Genomic DNA, 19,791 nt, shown 5'->3' on the forward strand with positions numbered 1-19,791 from the left:
AGCAAACGTCATGAAGAAATCCAATTCATTTCTAATTGTTCTCCTGGGAGTAATGTTGTATTCCGCGGTGAACATACCCAGCGCCTCTGCGGGTAATGCATTAAATGACAAACGCCCCAACATCATTTTTATCCTTACCGATGATCAGGGAAGCGTAGATATGAATTGTTACGGATCCAAAGATTTGAAAACCCCGAATATGGATGCTCTGGCTGAGACTGGCATCCGCTTCTCTCAGTTCTATGTGGCAGCTCCCGTCTGTTCCCCATCAAGGGCATCATTGCTCACAGGACTCAATCCCCATGCTGCAGGATTGCCCGGTAATGCATCTTCACATCAAGGCCATGCAGGAATGCCATCCGACAGAATTACCATTGCAGAAGCGCTAAAAGAGCATGGCTACACAACAGGTCATATAGGCAAATGGCATCTTGGTTTTACGCCTGAAACCATGCCCAACGGACAGGGTTTTGATTATTCATTTGGTCACATGGGGGGATGCATAGATAATTTTTCTCACTTTTTTTACTGGAATGGCCCTAATCGTCATGACCTGTTCCGCAACGGACAAGAGATTTGGAAAGACGGAGAGTACTTCCCAAGCCTGATGGTAGAAGAAGCAGAGAAATTTATTGATGATAATCAGGACAATCCTTTCTTTCTCTATTTTGCCATCAATTTGCCTCATTATCCGCTTCAACCCGAGCTCAAATGGCGGGAATATTATGACAACTTACCTCATCCCCGAAGCGATTATGCAGCTTTTGTCTCCACCATTGATGACAAAGTGGGTGACCTCATCAGCTACCTCGAAGAAAATGACCTCAGAAAGAATACAGTCATCATCATCCAAAGCGATCACGGGCATTCGGTAGAACAAAGAACTTTCGGAGGTGGTGGCAATGCCGGTCCCTTCCGCGGAGCTAAGTTCTCACTCTTTGAAGGTGGGATACGAGTGCCGGCAATCATCAGTTGGCCTGAAAATCTGCCACAGGGATCGACTTTTACCGAAATGGCCGTTAATGTGGACTGGTTTCCGACCATCCTCGATTTGTGCGAAATTCCCAATCAGTATGATCCTGAAGGGAAGACCCTCCTCCCCTACCTTAAAGGAGAGAAAGAAGGGACGCCCCATGATCAGTTTATCTGGAAAAATGGCATAAGCTGGGCCATCAGAGAAGGAAATTGGAAGTTGATTGGCAACCCTCAGGATCCGGTCAATCCCAAGTCAATGGATCCTAATAAGGACAGCTACTTCCTGGCAAATATGGAACTTGACTCTACCGAGCAAACCAACTTTGCATCTAAGCACCCTGAAATTGTTGACAAATTAATAAAGGAATACCTGAAATGGGAATTTGCCTCCAAAGATGACCTGCCTCTCAAGCGTGAAAAAATTGAACACCTGGGCAAAGGAAAAAGAGTGGATATTGAATTCGATCCGGACCCCAAATACGAAGGTGATGGCCCCCAAATGCTGGTAGACGGACAAACCGGTACCCGTTCCTTTAAGGACGGACTGTGGATGGGATTTCATGGAGATGACATGGTGGCCATTGTCGACTTAGGCGAGATCAAACCCATATCAGAAGTTTCCGTTGGTTCATTGCACGATCCGGGTTCGTGGATTTTTGCCCTGAAAGGATTATCAGTTTCCTTTTCCAAAGACGGTAAAACTTTCACTCCCATATCCACCAAAGAAACAGGAGATTTGGAAGATCTTAACCGGCCATCGATATTAAGAACGGCTATTCAGTTTGATGATACGGATGCCCGATTCATTAAGGTAACTGCCGTGAATATCGGAAAGTGCCCTGCATGGCATCAGGCTTCGGGCAGTAAAGCGTATCTTTTTGTGGATGAGATTGCGGTGAAGTAGCAGCTGGGGAGGATTTGTATCCTCCCGGGAAGCATTGCATCTGGCAGGAAGCAAAGGTTCACACCCCTTAGGTGCAATGTTCGCAGCCGGGAGGGGGTGAAGCACAGCCTCGAGGGGATGTTAGTCGACCGGAAGGGCCCTGCAACCGGCCTGAGCCAATTTGTTGCCGCCCGGGAGGCCTTGCAAACGGCCTGAAGGCATTTGTAATCGCCCTGAAGCCAAATTGAAACCGCCCGGGAGGGGTTGCAAACGGCCTGAGGGCATTTGCGGGCGCCGGGAAGGGGCTGCAGTTGCCCGGGAGGCCTTGCGAACGGCCTGAATCTCAAAAAATCAATGGCTGTAACTTAAAAAAGCGTTTTTAAACACCCACGCGACTATAAATATCATAAAACCATTTCATCTTCACCCAATATAGTTTCCATCAATACACTATCAAAATAATCAATTTGACTTTAAACAGATTCCATTCTACTTTTGTTAAAGTTTTAGATCAAATAAATTATTCAATTTCAAAAACCCATAAAAGTTTTAAAGAATGGAAAATCAAGAACAACAAGAATTTTACCCAATGCCACGCATTGGTGACCAAGCACCAGACTTCACAGCAATGACCACAAAAGGTCAAATCAAATTTTCGGATTATGCTAAAGACAAGTGGGTGGTGATGTTCTCACACCCTGCCGATTTCACTCCTGTGTGTACTACTGAAATGAGCGGATTTGCCACACGCAAAAAAGAGTTTGATGAACTCAACACCGAATTAGTTGGATTGAGCATCGACAGCATCCACGCACACCTTGGGTGGGTTTCAAATGTAAAAGAGAAAACCGGTGTTTACTTTGATTTCCCGATTATTGCCGATCTGGACATGTCCGTTGCTAAAAAATACGGGATGTTGCAGCCCAATGAGCACGAGACTGCAGCTGTAAGGGCAGTATTTTTCATTGATCCCGCAAAAAAAATTCGTCTGATCATGTATTACCCATTGAATGTGGGACGCAACATGGACGAGATTTTGCGCGCGCTCAAAGCCCTGCAGGTTTCTGACGAACATAAGGTTGCCCTTCCGCTTGACTGGACACCAGGTCAGCAAGTAATTGTACCTCCGCCAAAAACGCTGGAAGAAATGGAAGCCAGAAACAAGGAAACCGGCATTGACCGGATCGACTTTTACCTGTCGAAAAAAGACCTTAAGCTGTAAATCATGACACCACAAACACTTTGACAATTGTAACCGGGGCATTCGTGTCCCGGTTTTTTTGTTTTAAACGATATTCCTATAAAACCGTCAAAGAGAAAACAAAAACACAAAACGCTATGAAGAAATTTATTTCACTTACCGCTGTAACCTTAATGATTGCTCTGTCTGCTTTCGGGCAGTCACAAACTATTGAACTTCCAACTCCCGAAAAATCGGGCGGAATGCCGTTAATGGAAGCTCTGAATGAACGCCATAGCAGTCGCGAATTCAGTCAAAGAGAGTTATCTGATCGACAGCTTTCAAATCTTTGCTGGGCTGCCTGGGGTTTTAACAGGTCTGATGCGAAAAAACGAACTGCTCCCTCATCCATGAACAAGCAGGAAATAGAACTTTATGTAGTTTTGAAAGAAGGCGCCTACTTTTACAATGCTGAAGCTCATCAGCTGGAGTTAATTAAAGAAGGTGACCTTCGCTCCTATTGCGGAAAACAGGATTTTGTGGCAACAGCCCCGGTAAACTTTATTTACGTGGCCAACATGAAAAAGGCCGGTGTTGAAAAACCGGAAGCTATCACCCCCACACACATTGCCACATCACACGCCAATGCAGGTTTTATTGCCCAAAACACTTACCTGGCATGTGCTTCTGAAGGTCTGGAATGTGTGGTTCGCGCCTGGATTGACAAAGAGGCCCTGGAAAACGCAATGGAACTTTCACCATTTCATAAAGTTATTTTGGGGCATACCATTGGTTTTGGGGAGTAGTTAAATAGTTAATAGTGATAGTCAATAGTAATAGTGAGTAACGATTAACTTCACTCCCCCTCGTTTGCAACGAGGGGGAGTGGATTAAAAAGGAAATCAAAATCACACAAAAAAGATAATAATCAAACTCAAAACCAGTAGAAAAAAAGCAGGCAAAGACTTAATCAACGGATCGCTGACTCGTATATGCATAACCAGTGCTCCTGCCATGAGAGGAGCAATACCAATAGCGCCTACATATGCTAATGAGGGGAACCACAGGCCCACCAGCAGTAAAATGGCAAAACCCACTTTCAAACCACCAATGACAATCATGAACCAGTATGGAAGACCGTAATTGGCAAATTCCTCTCTCATGTTTTGGGCATCTCCGCCACGGTAAGGAGTTTTTCTGTTAGCTCTAATTAACCAGACGTTTAATAATCCAAGACCTATAATTACCTGAATGATTTTGATTGCGATTTCCATGCTAATAAGGTATTAATGTAAATTCAAAAAGTGTATTTTTTTATCAAAACGAATGTCACAGGTAACTATAGATTCAATTTGACAGATCCGTGAACACCCCTCTAATCTAGGCTATCTGTGTTCAATCCCTGATTTTTCCTTATTTCGCATCTTATTCCGCCTCATTGGCATCGCATCAATGGTCCTAAAAAGTTTTTCAATACTCAGAACTTCTGATTGCCTGAGTTTCACTCTCCCGTCCAGCCCTAACAGAATGATCTCAAATCCTTTGTCACCCTTCCGGTATTGATCATTAAGGCTGGTAGATTCGATCCACTTTTCGCACTGAATTCCTTTTTTATACTGCTCAGGCATAACAGAATATACCACCAGTTTTCTTTCTTCAAGTCCGTCAATGTCATCCTTAAACAGTTCCATCTGTTCCTTGTACAGATCTTCCGAATTCTCAGTTGTTAAGACCAGCAACAACCGGTCTTTCCATTCATGTGAACTTAAATCCTGTGCCGCCATAGGAAGCGTTGTATTTAAGAATGATGCGATAACCAAAAGTAATATGTGTGTTTTCATAATACAATAACAAGTTATCATTGAGGATGTTCAGGCTTATCTTTCAAAATAAAATTTACTCCTTTGCAACTGAATGAGGTTCATCCCTCCCCCTCGTTTGTAACGAGGGGGCTTTTCCTGTCGTCTGCGACGACAATTGTCTTTGAATGTATTTATAATCCACCTGGCTCGTCAAAGACGAGAGCCAGAAGAGGTTGTCTCAAAAGTCCGATTACGATGTCATTCTGAGCTTGTCGAAGAATCTTTTTGTTTGAGAAACAGATGTTTCGCCTCCGCTCAACATGACATGCATTTAATATTTTATACTTTTGAGACAGCCTCGTATTGTGAGGCTCTCTTTTAACGGATTTATGAAAATCCCTGAGCAGAAGGGGGGTTGAGGGACTGAAGAATTTTTGTAAGGATTAAATCGCTGAATAAACGTTTTTTATAAATCATGTTACATTGTGTAACCTCCGTTATACCTCCATTAAACCTGATACATAGTTTTTAACATCTGTTACCTGCCTGGTAGAGCAACTGTTTTTTTAAGGATACATTTGGTTATTGAACAACTAAATGTACCGCCATGAGAACAATACTTCTGCCTTTTATCTTACTTCTGGTTTTATCAGCCTGCAACATTGATTCCGGCACAAAGAAAGTTGGATTCCTGGTCACTTCTTTTGAAGTTGAGCGCTTCCGAAAAGAGGCCGATTATTTTAAGGCCAAAATGGCAGAGTATGGCTATGAGGTCATTCTTAAAGATTGTGATGAAAACCATGCTCTCCAGTATGAACGGGCCAAAGAGATGCTGGCTGAAGAGATTGACATCCTGATTGTCATTCCTGTAAACATCAAAACAGCCGGCAACATAGTTGACCTGGCTGTCAATCAAGATGTACCGGTTGTTGCTTACAACAGAATGATTATGGATGCCGACATAGAAATGCTCATTTACAGCGATAATGAATTCATTGGAGAAGTGATGACCCGAAGCGTACTGAACAAAATGGATGGCGGAAACCTGGCTGTCTTAGCCGGTGACCGCATGGATCCCAATGCTGTCGAACAAAAAGAAGCTATGGACAAAATGATCAGCCAACACAAGAAAGCAAAAAACATAAATGTTGTTTACGACACCTATATTGAGGACTGGAACAATGAAATTGCCGCCATCGAATTTCAGCAGATCGCAAAAGTGTATGAAGTGAATGGAATTATCGCCGGAAATGATGCTATGGCTAATGCCATCATTGACATTATCCAACAGCGAAACCCTGATTATCCTGTTTACGTGTCTGGTCAGGATGGTGACCAAATAGCTCTTGAAAACATTGCTAATGGTTTTCAGGTTGCAACCGTTTATCATCCCTATGATAAACTGGCAGGAAAAGCAGCCGAAATAGTCAGAGACATCCTGGAAAATAAAAACACTGAGGAGCACATCAGTGGAAAAGTTTTCAATGGATTGAAGGAGGTACCGGTAGCCAGGATCAGATCGGAGGTGATAACCCGGGAAAATGTTGAAAGTTATATAGAAGAATGAATTTAGCCTTAACCAATAATTTATTAAGCCTCCTCCACAGACATATCTTTTATACAAAAAATCTATTGCAAAACTAAGGTTGATATGTCAGAAAAAGGCAGATCCCGGTCACCACCCTGATTTATTTTCAAAATAAACAAAGAACATTTTTTTAATCAAATCCATTATCGCAATGAAAAACGAGAAAGTTCATTTAAGCAAATTAACTTTGCTAGCCCTTCTTTTTGCAACGATAAGCTGCCAAACAGATGCCCCCAATCAAATGACTGAAATAAGCTTAAAAAGGAATTACTCCTTAAGTTCAGCAAGTCAGTGTGATTCACAAGAAGAGGAAATCGATTATACGGTTTTTAAGATGTATTCTGATGGAAAAAGAATTGGTGATGTTATGCCATTCTTTGATGAATCAAATTCAAAGTTTTTGATTTATAACTTAAAAGATATATGGGATGATCCAACTCACAAGAGACACCCTTGGTATGCATTTGAAACAAATGATTTTTACTCTTACAGTGAACCTCCAAATGAAATTGTATCCTGCTCCTCAAATGGTTGTGATCAAGACTATGCATTAGGTACTGGATCAGTAATTAAAAAAGATGGTATTTACTATGCTTTTTATACGGGACACAATCCGAACTATCCTTCTGAATGTGTAAGCAAAAAAGAAGGAGTAATGTTGGCTACCTCAAGTAACTCAACTGCTGGTTTCACAAAATCAAATTCTTTCGAAACAATTTATCCTCCAATAAATCAAAACTTTGATGAGCAAAACAACTTTAGAGATCCCTTTGTTTTTGAAGATGATGGTAAATACCATATGTTGATTAGCGCTAGAAAAAGGGTAAATGGAACCTTTAGGGGAGTAATTGCCCACTACAAATCAACAGACTTAATAGCATGGGATTACAATGGAATAATTTATGATGGTGGAAGCATCAATTATTTCATGATGGAATGTCCTGAAATTTTCAAAGAGGGAGATTATTATTATCTAATTTTCTCAGATATCAATACCCGTAATGTATATTACCGGAAAAGTTCATCATTAGAAGGGCCTTGGGAATATCCTAATGGACCAGACAGGTTTGATGGTAATGGAATTTATGGGGCTAAAACAGCTTCAGATGGAATTGATCGATACATCTTTGGATGGACAGCAGTAAATTCTGAACACTCTGACGATGGGAACCCTATATGGGGTGGAAATTTAATAGTTCATAAATTATATCAAAAGGCAGATGGAGATTTAGCAGTATGTATTCCTCATACTATAAAAAATCATTTGGAAGAGATTGATTTAACCATCAACAAGCAAAGTCAATGGGGCACTGTGGAGAAATTAGATGCTAACAATGAATCCTACACTCTCATTAGCCAAGAAGATGCAGATATTGCCAACGTTCTGTATGATCCCATTTCTGCTGAAATATACAAAATAAATGCGACCGTTTCTTACTCCGAATCTTCAAAAGACTTTGGTTTTTTTGTGGGAGCTTGCGACGGATTTGATGATGTAATTAGCTTAAGGTTTGTTCCTAATACAAACTGCTTTAGACTTGATAAAGAAAAACGTACCATGATTACTGAAAACACAATTCCAGTAACTGATGTACCAATTTCTTTAGATCCAAACACAGAATATGATGTCCAGATTATTGTAGAAAATTCAATTGTAACAGTTTACATTGACAACCACAAAACATTGAGCTGCCGAATATACAGAGCAACCAATAAAACATGGGGAATATTTGTGGACAATAGCACTGCCACTTTTAAAAATATTGAAGTCACTTCAAAAAACGTAGAGGTGGCTACTTCAATACACTAAAGACATTTAATATCGGATAAAAAAATTCTCCATCTTTTTTACTCCTTATCCCTACCCATTTTTCTTCATTTCACTAACAAGTTAAAACCTAAAATCAGCATGGTTTAAACCAGAAAAGCAAAATATTTAGATAGCGTTGATCTTAAATTAAAATGAACTAATTCAATGAAAGACAGCATTTATATTTTTTTGTTATTGCCTTGTAAAACAACAATAATTTACTTTTCATACTCATGCTTCACGGGTTGTACATCTTTGGGCTGTTGAAAAGAAGAAGCTGTCAGCTCAAACCCAAATTTCTAACTCAATAATACTTTGACTTAATCAAAAGCAGGCTTGACAAGAAACATATATCTATATACCTAACAGTTACACTCAAGCCAAAAATATAAATCAATACAATTTAAAGCCAGTCAAATTCAGCAAAACTTATAAGAAGGTTTTTCCTTAAGGTTAAGAACGAGTCGCCGATTAATTTTTTAAAATTATATCATAGGGAGGAGAAGAAGTCTTTTTAATACTTCTTCTACCATACTCTTTCCAGTAAAGAAAGTTCACCTTCAATAATTTCAATCCTCCCGCCTTCAGTAAAGAATTCAATTTTTGAAAAATCTTGCGATGGAAAAAAACGTTCAGTCATTGTAACCAAGCCATCAACTGCAAACATTTCAACAGAGGACTTATCGATAATCAAATGAAAATCTAATTTGGTTTGATTCAAGATGTAAGGGGCATAATTTATTTGAGAGAAATTATTCTCAGACGAGTCCCATCCGGCATTTCTGCGATCCACAAAAAACAGTTTATCAACATTATTATACCCAATGGCTAGTGATTCACCCTTGTCATTTAAGAGTCTCACCCCGAACTTTTCAGCAAAGTTCATGCTTGAATGATCTCTTACATCGAAGGTTAGTTTTAGCTCCAAAGGCAATTCCTGACGATCAACGACCTCCATTTCACCCTCCATTGCAAACCCTGCAATTTTCTGCGAATCTTTTCTCAGTTGGTCATACTCTGAAACAGGCTGTGATTTTAACAAATAATCGCCGTAACTATTGACGAGCTCCAATTCGCGAGGCAAGGTAAATGCCCCACGCCATCCATCTGTAGGGATTTGTTCTGCATATTGCCAGTTATTCATCCAGCCCATAAAAACTCTTCGCCCGTCATTTTCAGTAATCCCGGACCAGGTAACACCGGCGTAATTATCCTTACCATAATCCACCCATTTTGTTTTAACATCTTCATCTTCTCCAACCGGATCAAAAGATTCACCATCAAAGTCTCCAACAAAATACTGGGTGCCGGAGCCTCCATTAGGAGCACCTTCATTTACACTTACCAGAAGCACCCATTTCTTTTCATCGGTTTCTGAAACAGACACCGAAAATAAGTCAGGGCATTCCCAAACTCCTATGTGCGAACCAACCCCAAGACCAAACTCACTTTCAAAATTCCACTTTAACATATTGGATGATGAATAAAACCTTATATGATCTCCTGCCGCCAGGCTCATTATCCATTTATCGGTAGCTGCATGCCAGAATACTTTGGGATCACGAAAATCAATGAATCCAGGATTTTCAAGAACGGGATTATCTGAGTATTTTTCCCAGGAGCGCCCTTTGTCAAGACTGTAGGCAATTCCCGGGTTCTGAAACACCAATTCTCCTGCATCTGCTTTTTTCTGATTATGATATGTGAATATGGCAATCATCGGAGAAACTCCTTCTCTTCCAAGCCCTGAAGTATTATTATGATCCACGACTGCACTTCCTGAGAAGATGTACCCTAAAGAGTCAGGTTTTAAAGCCACCGGTAGATGCTCCCAGTGAATAAGATCTTCACTTATGGCATGCCCCCAATGCATTGGGCCCCAAACTGTACTATCAGGATTGTATTGATAAAATAAATGATACTCTCCCTGGTAATAAACCAGTCCGTTAGGATCATTCATCCAGTTTTCCTTTGGAGAAAAATGAATTTGAGGTCGATGCTGTTTTTTATAAAGATCATCCTGTTTTACATTACCACAGCCTGAGATTAAAGCCGCAAAGAAGAAAAGCAAAAAGTAATTTCTCATCATTCCGATATTTATTATAAAATTAAAAGAGATTGCCGGATGATAGCATAGCAATCTCTTTTTTTATTATTTCGTGAATTTAATGCCTGCTATTCACAACAATCTTTTCACTCTCCGTGGATCCATCAGAGTAGTGCTTAACCTTAATGTAAACACCTGGTTTTAACACATCGTAAACATTATCTGAGGCCTGTATTCTGGAAATTACAAGGGTTCCCGTTATTGAAAATATTTGTGAATATGCCAATCTTTTTAAAGTTGGCTTTTCAACAATTCCTGTAGCTAAAGAGGAATATGCAACCAATTCATCCCAATACATCCTGTGACCTGTAAAATCAGGATCCTCTTTTGTATCATCAATATGTGGAGCAACAAGAATTGTAGTAATATCACCGGTAAGAGCTGTCGTTTCGGAGATGACAAACTCCAATTCAACCCAGGAACCAGCCGAAGCACCAGAATAAAGAGCTTGCAAAAATTCTTTATTACCACTTCCATCCTGAATTTCAAGCTGAACATTCCCTTCAGCCTCTTTTAAAACCATAAGAGTAAACCTCTCAACATCCTGAGAAGCCAAGTTTAATCCTCCTAATCCACCACCGGTCCATGCGTCATCTCCGGGGTTTCTCCAAATGGTAGCCACTTTGTCTGTGGAATTAACAGCATCCATAACAGGATTATCCCAGTGATTGCCAACCTCACTTGCAGAGCCAACAGGCCACCAGTCCGGTGCCACATTTTCTCCATTATAGACCACAGTTTCCTGAGCATTAGCTGACAGAAAAACATAAAACAAACAAAAACTTAATAAAAAGTAAAATTTTCTCATAACTAAAAAATTTATTTAACAAAAAAACTTCAAAAGCCAGGCTAGGTCTAATTCAAATCAGAAACCTTTACCTCAAAATCATCAAAAACGACATTTCCGGTATCCGAAAACAGCATCCAGGGATTTTGAGTCATTTTATAAATACGGTTGGTAAAAGCCTTTTTACCATCGAGATAAGTAACACAAACAGATCCTTCAATAAGTATCTTAATATTTAATTCTGTATTAGGGGTTACGTCAACCGGAAGTGCATTAATCACCTCATAAGAAGTGTTATCACTATTCCAATCAGACAAATAAGCCAATTTCAAAAGCTTCTCATTAACATCAATATGTAAGGCATAAACGGACTCCAGCCCAGTGGTTGCGCCAAAAACAAAACCAAAGTTTTGAGCATCTTCATCAAATGTCACATTGGTCTCAATTTTATGGGGCTTTAAAATCCGACTTAACCAAGCAGTCTGGCGTTTCTCACTGGCATCTAATTCAAATCCGTTTTCTGTTTCCAAAGTTCCCTCTGTCTGCTCAATCACTCCCCAGGCAGCCATTTGAGAAAACTCTGTATCCAGGGCGGCAGGCATGGCTGTTTTAAGTGCTCCTGTTTCGTCTGCTGCCAGATTGTGAACCACTAATGAGCCGCCCCAATTGTAATCATTCGAGTCTTCATCATTAATCCGTGTAGGGCACCATCCAAACAAAAGCCTTTCCTGACCATCACTTGCCGATTTAGCGGCATAATAAGCTGAGCCGTCCAACAAATCATCCTGAGGTTTTTCCCATTGACCAAATAAACTTTCTGAGGTCAAATAATGAACTTTCCGGTCATTGATATTAGAATAAATGAAGTACCATTTTCCTCTCATTTCAAAAATATCCACACACTCAATCATAAATACAGAATCATCTGAATAGAATGGGAGCTCCAGTTCCCAGTTGATTAGATCTGTAGAGACATATTTTGCCAACGTAGCTTTATTATTGAGCCGGGTACTAACAAGCATAATGTATTCCCCACTACTTTCATCCTTTATCAAATAGGGATCCCTAAATTCATTTTGGTCGTAGCCCGGATCAGCAAAAAGCATAAAATCCTGATTCTTATTCCAGTTTTGCAGATCGGTTGAAGTCGCCATCATAACAGCTTCACGGGGTTGATCAGGAGCATGGTTCCATTTATGTCCTGTATAAAAAGCATAATAAATACCATCCTTCTTAATTACACTACCGGTTCCAATAGCTATGTCCTGCTCATCAGTTTCGCCACAAGGAATAGCTACTCCTTTATAATCATAAGAACTTGCATCATTTGTTTCAACCAGGTGCCATGGGTGAAACTGATCTGAAGCCGGCCGCTCATCCTGAAGGTAAAACACATGGTATGTCCCATTTTCATAAAAAGGCATAGGATCTCCCACCCATGTATTCTGAGGTCTGAAAAAATACTCATATCCTCCAACTTCCTGCGGGAAACGACGCTGAGTTGATAAATCCACATCCGGATCTTCCTTGATATTCTCCGAATTGTTTTCATCGTCACAGGAAGCAGCCATACCAACTATTCCCAATAACATTAAAATAAAAATATACCTCATCTCAAAACTAATTTGGAGCGAACAGAAGCATCTGCCCCTGTTCGCCCGTTTATTCAATCCTATTACCCTATTCACCTGCAGGAAGAGCAACCAACTGATCCCAATACATTCGGTGACCGAAAAAGTCAGGATCATTCTTTGTATCATCTATCTGTGGAGCAACTAGAATGGTCGTTATTTTTGTCAGACCATGACCTTCCGGCAAAGTAAACTCAAGCTGTTGCCATTTTCCAACATTCTCAGCAGTATAATTTACTTTTAAGTATTGATTACCGGCACCTTCTCCCTGTATTTCCATCTGAACATCTCCGGCCACTTCTTTCAGTACCATTAACGAAAAGCGTACATATTTGGAAGGATCAACATCCAGACCTCCCAAACCTCCTCCGGTCCAGGGATCATCCTGAGGGTTCCTCCAAATAGAGGCACAATAGGAAGTGGCATTAATTCCATCTACCTGAGGATTTTCAAACTTGCTGGCAATGTCTCCGGCAGAGCCAACTGTCCACCATGAAGGCACAACATCTTCCCCGTTATAGATCACCAGGTCAGGAATAACTTCCTCACCTTCCTCAACTGTTACAGAATACTCAAAAGTTTCTTCCATAAAAGTTAAGGTATAAATAACCGTAGAAGAAAAATCCAGAGACTCACCTGCTGCCGGTGAAATCACAGCACCATCGGTATACTCAAGATCAGGTTCTAATTGCGTAAGATCTGTTCCAAATGGAACTGTTAGATTTATGGTTCGGGCTTCATGGTCTATAACACCCTGCCGCTCACCAATGGTAAACGAGGTGATTTTAGCATTAATAGACTGAACTGTTACGTTGTACTCACTAAACAAATTCCCGTTTTCCACCCGGAAAACCACAGGACTTTGTTCCGAAGAACTAAAGTCTGTTGTTTCTCCTGCAGAAGGAGTTATTGTAGCCCCTTCCGCAATTTCCACCTGTGGAGACAATGCATTCACTTCTGTATCCTTGGGAAGATAGACACTTATGGAGTTTTCATCCTGGTTGATTTCACCTTCAACGCCATCAACAGTAAAACTCTTAATCTGAACATCTGTATCAAGCTCCAGTCCGCCATTTCCCCATTCACTTTCTTCGCAGGAATTAAGTAAAACACCTGCAAAAAGAAAGGCTGTGAGTTTCAATAAAACATTATATCTCATGATTTTTTAATATTAAGTTTAACGTATTACCATCCGGGATTCTGCTCATACAATCCTCGACTAAAATCAATTTGTTGCTGAGGAATAGGGAAATATTCATGTTTCCCGGCAGTAAATTGTCCGTCTTTCAAATACTCACGTTTGGCAGACTCTTCTGCGAAGTACTCATTAATGTATTCAGCAGCAATTCCCCAGCGAACGAGGTCAAAGAATCTAATGCCCTCCATGGCAAACTCAAGACGACGCTCCCAACGCAAAGCCTTTCTGGCAAAATCCTGATCCCATGTACAGTTAACACCGGGTTCATATTCAGCCATACTGTAATTCGAAGTAGGGTTGCCATCACTGTTAACCAACAATCCGGTGCTATTAGCTGCGCGATTTCGGAGGGAGTTGATAATTGGCAGTGCTTCATTCTGACGCCCCAACTCAATCAAAGCCTCTGCTTTCCAAAGCAATACATCAGCATATCGAATAATATCAGTATTTTTTGAACTGGCCATAAATGGAGGTACTTTAGAAAAGCAGGCACATTCGTAATGCTGATTCTCTTTCAATGAAGAGAACGTACCATAGATTTGGGTTGCCCTGGCCCAACTCTCTTCATACACAAAGTCAGGATCATATTTCCAGGGGTGACCTGGAATAGCCACTGTGTGGTCTAACCGGGCATCAAAGGTGTTATTTTGAAAGTCGTCTCCCTGAAGGACATCGAAATCATTGAATGAATCATACATAGGCAATCCATCCTCACTGGTTTTGAAGGAATTTACAAGATTTTGAGAAGGAATATGAAACCAGCAGCATCCATACTCGGGGTTCATGGGGTAGTTTAGCATATTACCCCAGTCAAGACGCCCTTTAGGTGTTCCATCGTCAATACTTCTTTGAATGGCCCAAACTGACTCCGTTGATCCATCATCGTAATTCCATAAGAAGTTGTAAGCAAAATCCGGGAATAACTCATACTGACCTGAGGCAATAACTTCATCAACCAGACCCACAACTTCCTGCAATAATGACTGATTTATACTTGTAACATTATTATCTGCGTCCTGTTCGTAAGCTTTATAAAGCTTTGCTTTAGCCAGGTAAGCAGCAGCAGCATATTTATTGGGACGCCCGGCGTCCTCCTGGTTTTCGGGAAGATTATTCATTGCAAACTGAAACTCTCCGGCTATTTTACTCCAAAGCTCCTGATCAGTAAATTCCCGATTTGAGACCTGTTTAAACTCATCTCCTTCGATTGTTTCATCAATCCATGGAATGTGCTTAAACATGGTTTTAAGAATAAAAAAATGATGAGCTCTCAAAAACCTCAATTCGGCCTGACGATGCAATTTCTCAGGATATTTTTCTTCTGAAATCTGGTTCACAATCCTTAAAGCTTCATTGGCTCTCGAAACACCTACATAAAGTCTAAACCATTTTTGATCGACTAAAGGATTATCAGTTGTATTGAAAGAGAATAACTCAAGAAAATTAAATTCCCAAATATCTCCGGTACCGCCTCCACCTTTATAGGCATCACCACTGGTAATATCGGCGTATGGCCATAAGGAATTTGGCGCTGTATAGTGATCGTTGCCAAGCTCGGCATAAGCAGCAATCACCATTTTATCAGCATTCTCCGGAGTTATCAACTGGCCCTGACTCACTGTTCCTTTAGGGGTAATTTCCAGGAACGATTCTTTACAGGCCCCCATCAGCAATGCAATAAGCAAAACTGAACCAATCAATATATTATACTTAAATACTTTCATAATTCCAAATTGTTTAGAATGTTAAATTAAGACCAATGGTATAACTTGCGGGAATCGGATATCCGAAGTTTGGATTTTCCGGATCTACACCTGTGTATTGGTCCTCTCCGCTCTGATCACTTAGAGTAAAGACGTTTTGTCCCTGCAGATAAATTCTTGCATTGGATATGTTCATTCTTTCAGTGAATGTTTTTGGGAGGTTATATCCCAACTGGATATTTCTCAACTTTAGATATGATCCGTTTTCGATAAAGTAAGTAGATCCTCTGTTTTCGTTGTTTGTATCTGTTAATGTGAGCATCGGGATTGATGATCCGGCGTTCTGGGGTGACCAGGCATTCAGGGTACGCGCTCCAAAGTTTGTTCCCTGCCAGATAGAAGTAAAATCGGTCAGGTGCTTGTATTCATTATATACATCAGCACCATATATTCCCTGAAAAAACATTCTCAGATCAAAGTTTTTAAAAGTAAAACTAGTGCTGAGTCCATATTCAAAATCAGGATTGGGATCACCAATAAAAGTTCTATCAAGTGCATCCACGACACCATCAGGCTCATAAACAAAGTTTCCATCTGAATCCAGGCCGCCAATATCTTTATAGCGAATACGTCCAACTCCTTTACCCGTTTGTTGAGCGTGGGCGTCTACTTCATCCTGGTTTTGGAAAAGGCCGTCTGCAACGTACCCAAAATGCACATTTTCGGCTCTTCCAAGTACATTTTTTCCGGTTGCCGGGTCACCGGGATATCCGGTAAGAACGTTATCAGGCAGATAAGTAATTTCTCGTCTGAATGACGAAACATTTGCGGAAATATCAATACCAAGGCCGTTTTCAAATTCATTCCGGTAACCAATTACAATTTCAAGTCCCCGATTTTCCAATGTGGCACCATTCTGAGTCTGGTCACCTCCTTCCCCTTTCACAGCAATGTAAGGTGGGGTAATCAAAATATCACGGGTTTCTTTCATGAAATAATCCACGCTACCATAAATGCTTTGTTTTAACAATCCAAAATCGAGTCCAATATTGGTTTCAGTAGCTTCTTCCCATGTAAGAAATGGGTTACCTTCTCTTACTTTTCTATATCCGGCAGGCAAAGCTCCGGTGTCACCACCTGAAATATCGTAGGCAGTACCGGTGTCAAATGTCCACGTAGGATCGATACCATAAACAGAAGTATAGGTGGAATAAATTGCATCATTTGGCATAGACTGGTTTCCTGTAACTCCCCATCCTGCCCTCAATTTAAGGTTGGAAAGCATGGGTAAAGCATCTTGCACAAACGCCTCTTCGCTTAACCTCCATCCCAGGGTAAATGCAGGGAACGTTCCGTATTTCTTCTCTGAACCGAATCTGGAAGAACCATCGCGGCGAAAAGTTGCAGAAGCCAGGTATTTTTGGTTAAATGAATAGTTTATTTTCCCAAATACAGAGAATAGGGAGTTTGAAGCTCCACCACCTCCATTTAACGGTTTTTCAGATCCTGCATCCAGAAACATGTAATCCGGGTCTTCAAGAGCAAATCCCTCTTTACTTCCGTAATACCATTCGTCTTCATACTTTATGGCCTCTGTACCTGCCAAAATATCAAAATCATGTTTACCGGCTTTGAACTTATAATTTGCGGTATTGGTCCAGGTCCAAGCAAGATTGTGTGATTGAGAAGTGGTATTGCGAGAAATATCGCTAATCAAAAAGCCGGACTCGTAACTATAGTCCATTCTTCTCAGATATGCCTGATTATAGTCAACTCCAAAATTTGACCTCAGGGACAGTCCTTCAATTGGGGTTATTTCAGCAAACATGTTACCGAAAATCTTACCACGCTTTTCTATATTCTGCTTGTTTTGTTCAATCATTCGAACCGGATTATGACGGTCGGTCATTCCTGGCGCAGGACCTCCCCAGCCACCATCCACACTATAAACAGGAACAACAGGCTGCTGAACCAAGGCAAGATACATGACATCACCTGTTGGAATTTGAGTATTGTTAATTTTGGAAACTGCAAGGTTTTCACCTATTTTCAGTTTACCATCAAGGAAACTGTAATTACTGTTTACCCGTGCCGTAATTTTATTGGAATTGGTCTCTTTGATTATTCCATCATGATCGTAATAATTAATGGAAAAAAGAGAATTTCCTCTGTCATTTCCATTAGAAATAGAAAGACTGTAATTTTGAATAAGGGAAGATTGAGTCACCTCATCATACCAATTTGTATTGGCCGGCCGCATTGTTTTTGCAGGGTCGATAAACTCAGGCAACAAAATTTTATCCAGAACGGCCACACCCTCGTCGTTGGTATGCCATTCATAATCATAAATAGCTGACGTAGGCGTTTTACCGTCGTTAATGGAAGCCTGCCAGTTAACGAAACCTCTGTCGTAAGTATTCAGAACATCTAATTGATCAGGATAGTACTCCATAGTGGCGGAACTTCTGAATTCAATGCGGCTTTTGCCACTTTTACCTTTTTTGGTCGTTATCAGAATCACTCCATTATTAGCTCGCGCTCCATAAATACTGGCGGCAGAAGCATCTTTTAATACTTGCATCGACTCAATATCGTTGGGGTTTAAGAAATCAATGCCGCCAGGAGTTGGAGTTCCGTCAATAATATAAAGAGGATTGTTATCATTCAAAGTACTTCCTCCTCTGATACGTACAGTTGCACCTCCTCCGGGATTACCATCTGTTTGAACAAATACTCCGGCAACCCGTCCCTGAAGCGCTTTCATCGGATTGCTTGTGGGGATTTCCTGCATTTCATCAACTTCCACAACACTTACCGAACCGGTAAGATCTGCTTTACGCTGGGTTTGATAACCTGTTACAACCACTTGCTCCAGATCAATCATGGTACTCCTCATCACCACATCAATACGACTTTGACCATTTACCGGAATCGTTTGTGATTCCATTCCAATGAAACTAAAAACCAAAATCCCATTTTGATCAACATTTATCAGGTAGTTACCATCAATATCAGTAATGGTTCCCTCTGTCGTTCCTTCCTGCACTATAGTTACACCGGGAAGAGGTTCTCCTTCCTGATCTGTTACTTTACCGGTAACTTCTATATTCTGACCTAAAACCTTTGTTACAAAAAGGCTCCAAAAAGCGGCCATAAAAATTACCCTTTTTAAATTTTTAAACATTAGATTTTTCTTCATGATCAACTGATTTAAATTGAATAACATTTATTAATGCTCTCATCATTCTATTATTTTTTCCAGGACACCTTCCTTTAAGGAAGGCATTGCTCCATTTTGTGTACAGACAAATGCTGATAAATTAACAGCTCTTCTGTGAATTTCTGGAAGTGGTAAACCCTCCAATAGCCCCATAGTTATGGCAGCAGTAAAAGAGTCTCCCGCTCCAATTGTATCAGCAACCTCTACCTTAGGGGTTTCTAAATGGGAAACTTCAGATATTGTCATCAATGTGCTCCCTTCTTCTCCTCCTGTAAGTGCAAGAAGTTTCAGGTTAAATTTCCCCATTAACTCTCCGCATACTTTCAGGTCATCACCTTCGAGCTGAAACATTTTCCTCAGTTCAATTAATTCCTCATCATTGAGCTTAAATACGGTTGCTTGTTGCAAAGAGGCTTCAATTATTTCTTTGCTGTAATAGTTCTGGCGAAGGTTTATATCAAATACCTTTTCACAGCCGATAGGTGTAGCTTCAAGAGCTTTACGAATTGTTTGACGTGAAACCTCCGATCGTTGGGCCAAAGAACCAAAGCAAATGGCATCTGCATGATCTAAAACTTCAATTGCTGTTTTATTTAATTCAATGCGGTCCCAGGCAACATCTTCAAAAATTGTATAATCCGGAATCCCATTCACCAGTTCCACCCCCACAGTTCCAGTTGGTTTCTCCAATATTGAGATCCCGTTTGTCAGGCCTTTGGAATTAATTAATTCCAAAATCTCATCTCCAAGTTTGTCCTGACCTATAGCACTTATTACAGCTCCATTAGCCCCTAATTGCTTAGCATGCCAGGCAAAATTTGCTGGAGCTCCGCCCAGTTGTTTTCCTTCGGGCAATAAATCCCAAAGAATTTCGCCAATTCCAACAACAGCTTTTTTCATAATATTT

At 40.6% G+C, this 19,791-nt stretch carries 14 protein-coding genes; 5 read left to right on the top strand and 9 right to left on the bottom strand.

All coding sequences use genetic code 11. From position 1 onward, the window contains the following. Window positions 1–10: 10 nt before the first annotated feature. The 3 genes from DDZ16_RS07875 (at window position 11) to DDZ16_RS07885 (ending at window position 3,844) form a co-directional block, all read left to right on the top strand. Window positions 11–1,879 carry a sulfatase-like hydrolase/transferase gene (locus DDZ16_RS07875; protein ID WP_109263908.1) on the top strand — a complete coding sequence of 623 codons (1,869 nt, stop codon included), beginning with the start codon at window positions 11–13 and terminating at the stop codon, window positions 1,877–1,879. Window positions 1,880–2,414: 535 nt separating this feature from the next. Continuing rightward, complete coding sequence (locus DDZ16_RS07880) at window positions 2,415–3,080, top strand: peroxiredoxin (RefSeq protein WP_109263909.1); 666 nt, start codon at window positions 2,415–2,417, stop codon at window positions 3,078–3,080. A gap of 116 nt (window positions 3,081–3,196) precedes the next feature. Then, on the top strand, window positions 3,197–3,844 hold the full coding sequence (locus tag DDZ16_RS07885) for a SagB/ThcOx family dehydrogenase (RefSeq protein WP_109263910.1): 648 nt from the start codon (window positions 3,197–3,199) through the stop codon (window positions 3,842–3,844). A 102-nt stretch (window positions 3,845–3,946) separates the two neighbouring features. Here DDZ16_RS07885 and DDZ16_RS07890 read toward each other — a convergent pair whose 3' ends face one another. Both DDZ16_RS07890 and DDZ16_RS07895 read right to left on the bottom strand, forming a co-directional pair. Further along, window positions 3,947–4,312: a DoxX family protein gene (locus DDZ16_RS07890; protein ID WP_109263911.1), complete on the bottom strand. Its 366-nt coding sequence runs from the start codon at window positions 4,310–4,312 to the stop codon at window positions 3,947–3,949. 111 nt (window positions 4,313–4,423) lie between these two features. Beyond that, window positions 4,424–4,879: a DUF4174 domain-containing protein gene (locus DDZ16_RS07895; RefSeq protein WP_158275629.1), complete on the bottom strand. Its 456-nt coding sequence runs from the start codon at window positions 4,877–4,879 to the stop codon at window positions 4,424–4,426. Window positions 4,880–5,447: 568 nt separating this feature from the next. Between DDZ16_RS07895 and DDZ16_RS07900 the strand changes: the two genes are divergently transcribed. Both DDZ16_RS07900 and DDZ16_RS07905 read left to right on the top strand, forming a co-directional pair. Further along, complete coding sequence (locus DDZ16_RS07900; RefSeq protein WP_109263913.1) at window positions 5,448–6,407, top strand: substrate-binding domain-containing protein; 960 nt, start codon at window positions 5,448–5,450, stop codon at window positions 6,405–6,407. A gap of 172 nt (window positions 6,408–6,579) precedes the next feature. Further along, complete coding sequence (locus DDZ16_RS07905) at window positions 6,580–8,238, top strand: glycoside hydrolase family 32 protein (RefSeq protein WP_109263914.1); 1,659 nt, start codon at window positions 6,580–6,582, stop codon at window positions 8,236–8,238. Between the two features lie 526 nt (window positions 8,239–8,764). On the opposite strand, the gene DDZ16_RS07910 is transcribed toward DDZ16_RS07905, so the two are convergent. The 7 genes from DDZ16_RS07910 to DDZ16_RS07940 form a co-directional block, all read right to left on the bottom strand. Further along, entirely contained in the window at window positions 8,765–10,324 is a 1,560-nt protein-coding gene (locus DDZ16_RS07910) for a glycoside hydrolase family 32 protein (protein ID WP_158275630.1), read from the bottom strand. A gap of 79 nt (window positions 10,325–10,403) precedes the next feature. Next, window positions 10,404–11,153, bottom strand: coding sequence for a T9SS type A sorting domain-containing protein (locus tag DDZ16_RS07915; RefSeq protein WP_109263916.1), 750 nt, complete (start codon window positions 11,151–11,153; stop codon window positions 10,404–10,406). Between the two features lie 47 nt (window positions 11,154–11,200). Further along, window positions 11,201–12,745 carry a glycoside hydrolase family 32 protein gene (locus DDZ16_RS07920; RefSeq protein WP_158275631.1) on the bottom strand — a complete coding sequence of 515 codons (1,545 nt, stop codon included), beginning with the start codon at window positions 12,743–12,745 and terminating at the stop codon, window positions 11,201–11,203. A gap of 67 nt (window positions 12,746–12,812) precedes the next feature. Continuing rightward, a complete protein-coding gene (locus DDZ16_RS07925; protein ID WP_109263918.1) occupies window positions 12,813–13,922 on the bottom strand; it encodes a DUF5018 domain-containing protein in 1,110 nt (369 codons plus the stop codon). Window positions 13,923–13,948: 26 nt separating this feature from the next. After that, window positions 13,949–15,685 carry a RagB/SusD family nutrient uptake outer membrane protein gene (locus tag DDZ16_RS07930; protein ID WP_109263919.1) on the bottom strand — a complete coding sequence of 579 codons (1,737 nt, stop codon included), beginning with the start codon at window positions 15,683–15,685 and terminating at the stop codon, window positions 13,949–13,951. Window positions 15,686–15,698: 13 nt separating this feature from the next. Further along, window positions 15,699–18,863 (bottom strand): SusC/RagA family TonB-linked outer membrane protein, encoded by a 3,165-nt coding sequence (locus DDZ16_RS07935; RefSeq protein ID WP_109264066.1) that lies wholly within the window; start codon window positions 18,861–18,863, stop codon window positions 15,699–15,701. A gap of 42 nt (window positions 18,864–18,905) precedes the next feature. After that, window positions 18,906–19,784 (bottom strand): carbohydrate kinase family protein, encoded by an 879-nt coding sequence (locus DDZ16_RS07940; protein WP_109263920.1) that lies wholly within the window; start codon window positions 19,782–19,784, stop codon window positions 18,906–18,908. Window positions 19,785–19,791: the final 7 nt, after the last annotated feature.

The sequence above is a fragment of the Marinilabilia rubra genome, assembly GCF_003121985.1.
Taxonomy (GTDB): domain Bacteria; phylum Bacteroidota; class Bacteroidia; order Bacteroidales; family Marinilabiliaceae; genus Marinilabilia; species Marinilabilia rubra.

What these genes read in the sequence shown, in the direction of transcription:
- DDZ16_RS07890 (WP_109263911.1), bottom strand. Translation starts at nt 4,312, where the DNA reads ATGGAAATCGCAATCAAAATCATTCAGGTAATTATAGGTCTTGGATTA.
- DDZ16_RS07925 (WP_109263918.1), bottom strand. Translation starts at nt 13,922, where the DNA reads ATGAGATATAATGTTTTATTGAAACTCACAGCCTTTCTTTTTGCAGGT.
- DDZ16_RS07935 (WP_109264066.1), bottom strand. Translation starts at nt 18,863, where the DNA reads ATGAAGAAAAATCTAATGTTTAAAAATTTAAAAAGGGTAATTTTTATG.
- DDZ16_RS07920 (WP_158275631.1), bottom strand. Translation starts at nt 12,745, where the DNA reads ATGAGGTATATTTTTATTTTAATGTTATTGGGAATAGTTGGTATGGCT.
- DDZ16_RS07915 (WP_109263916.1), bottom strand. Translation starts at nt 11,153, where the DNA reads ATGAGAAAATTTTACTTTTTATTAAGTTTTTGTTTGTTTTATGTTTTT.
- DDZ16_RS07905 (WP_109263914.1), top strand. Translation starts at nt 6,580, where the DNA reads ATGAAAAACGAGAAAGTTCATTTAAGCAAATTAACTTTGCTAGCCCTT.
- DDZ16_RS07910 (WP_158275630.1), bottom strand. Translation starts at nt 10,324, where the DNA reads ATGAGAAATTACTTTTTGCTTTTCTTCTTTGCGGCTTTAATCTCAGGC.
- DDZ16_RS07895 (WP_158275629.1), bottom strand. Translation starts at nt 4,879, where the DNA reads ATGAAAACACACATATTACTTTTGGTTATCGCATCATTCTTAAATACA.
- DDZ16_RS07940 (WP_109263920.1), bottom strand. Translation starts at nt 19,784, where the DNA reads ATGAAAAAAGCTGTTGTTGGAATTGGCGAAATTCTTTGGGATTTATTG.
- DDZ16_RS07875 (WP_109263908.1), top strand. Translation starts at nt 11, where the DNA reads ATGAAGAAATCCAATTCATTTCTAATTGTTCTCCTGGGAGTAATGTTG.
- DDZ16_RS07885 (WP_109263910.1), top strand. Translation starts at nt 3,197, where the DNA reads ATGAAGAAATTTATTTCACTTACCGCTGTAACCTTAATGATTGCTCTG.
- DDZ16_RS07900 (WP_109263913.1), top strand. Translation starts at nt 5,448, where the DNA reads ATGAGAACAATACTTCTGCCTTTTATCTTACTTCTGGTTTTATCAGCC.
- DDZ16_RS07880 (WP_109263909.1), top strand. Translation starts at nt 2,415, where the DNA reads ATGGAAAATCAAGAACAACAAGAATTTTACCCAATGCCACGCATTGGT.
- DDZ16_RS07930 (WP_109263919.1), bottom strand. Translation starts at nt 15,685, where the DNA reads ATGAAAGTATTTAAGTATAATATATTGATTGGTTCAGTTTTGCTTATT.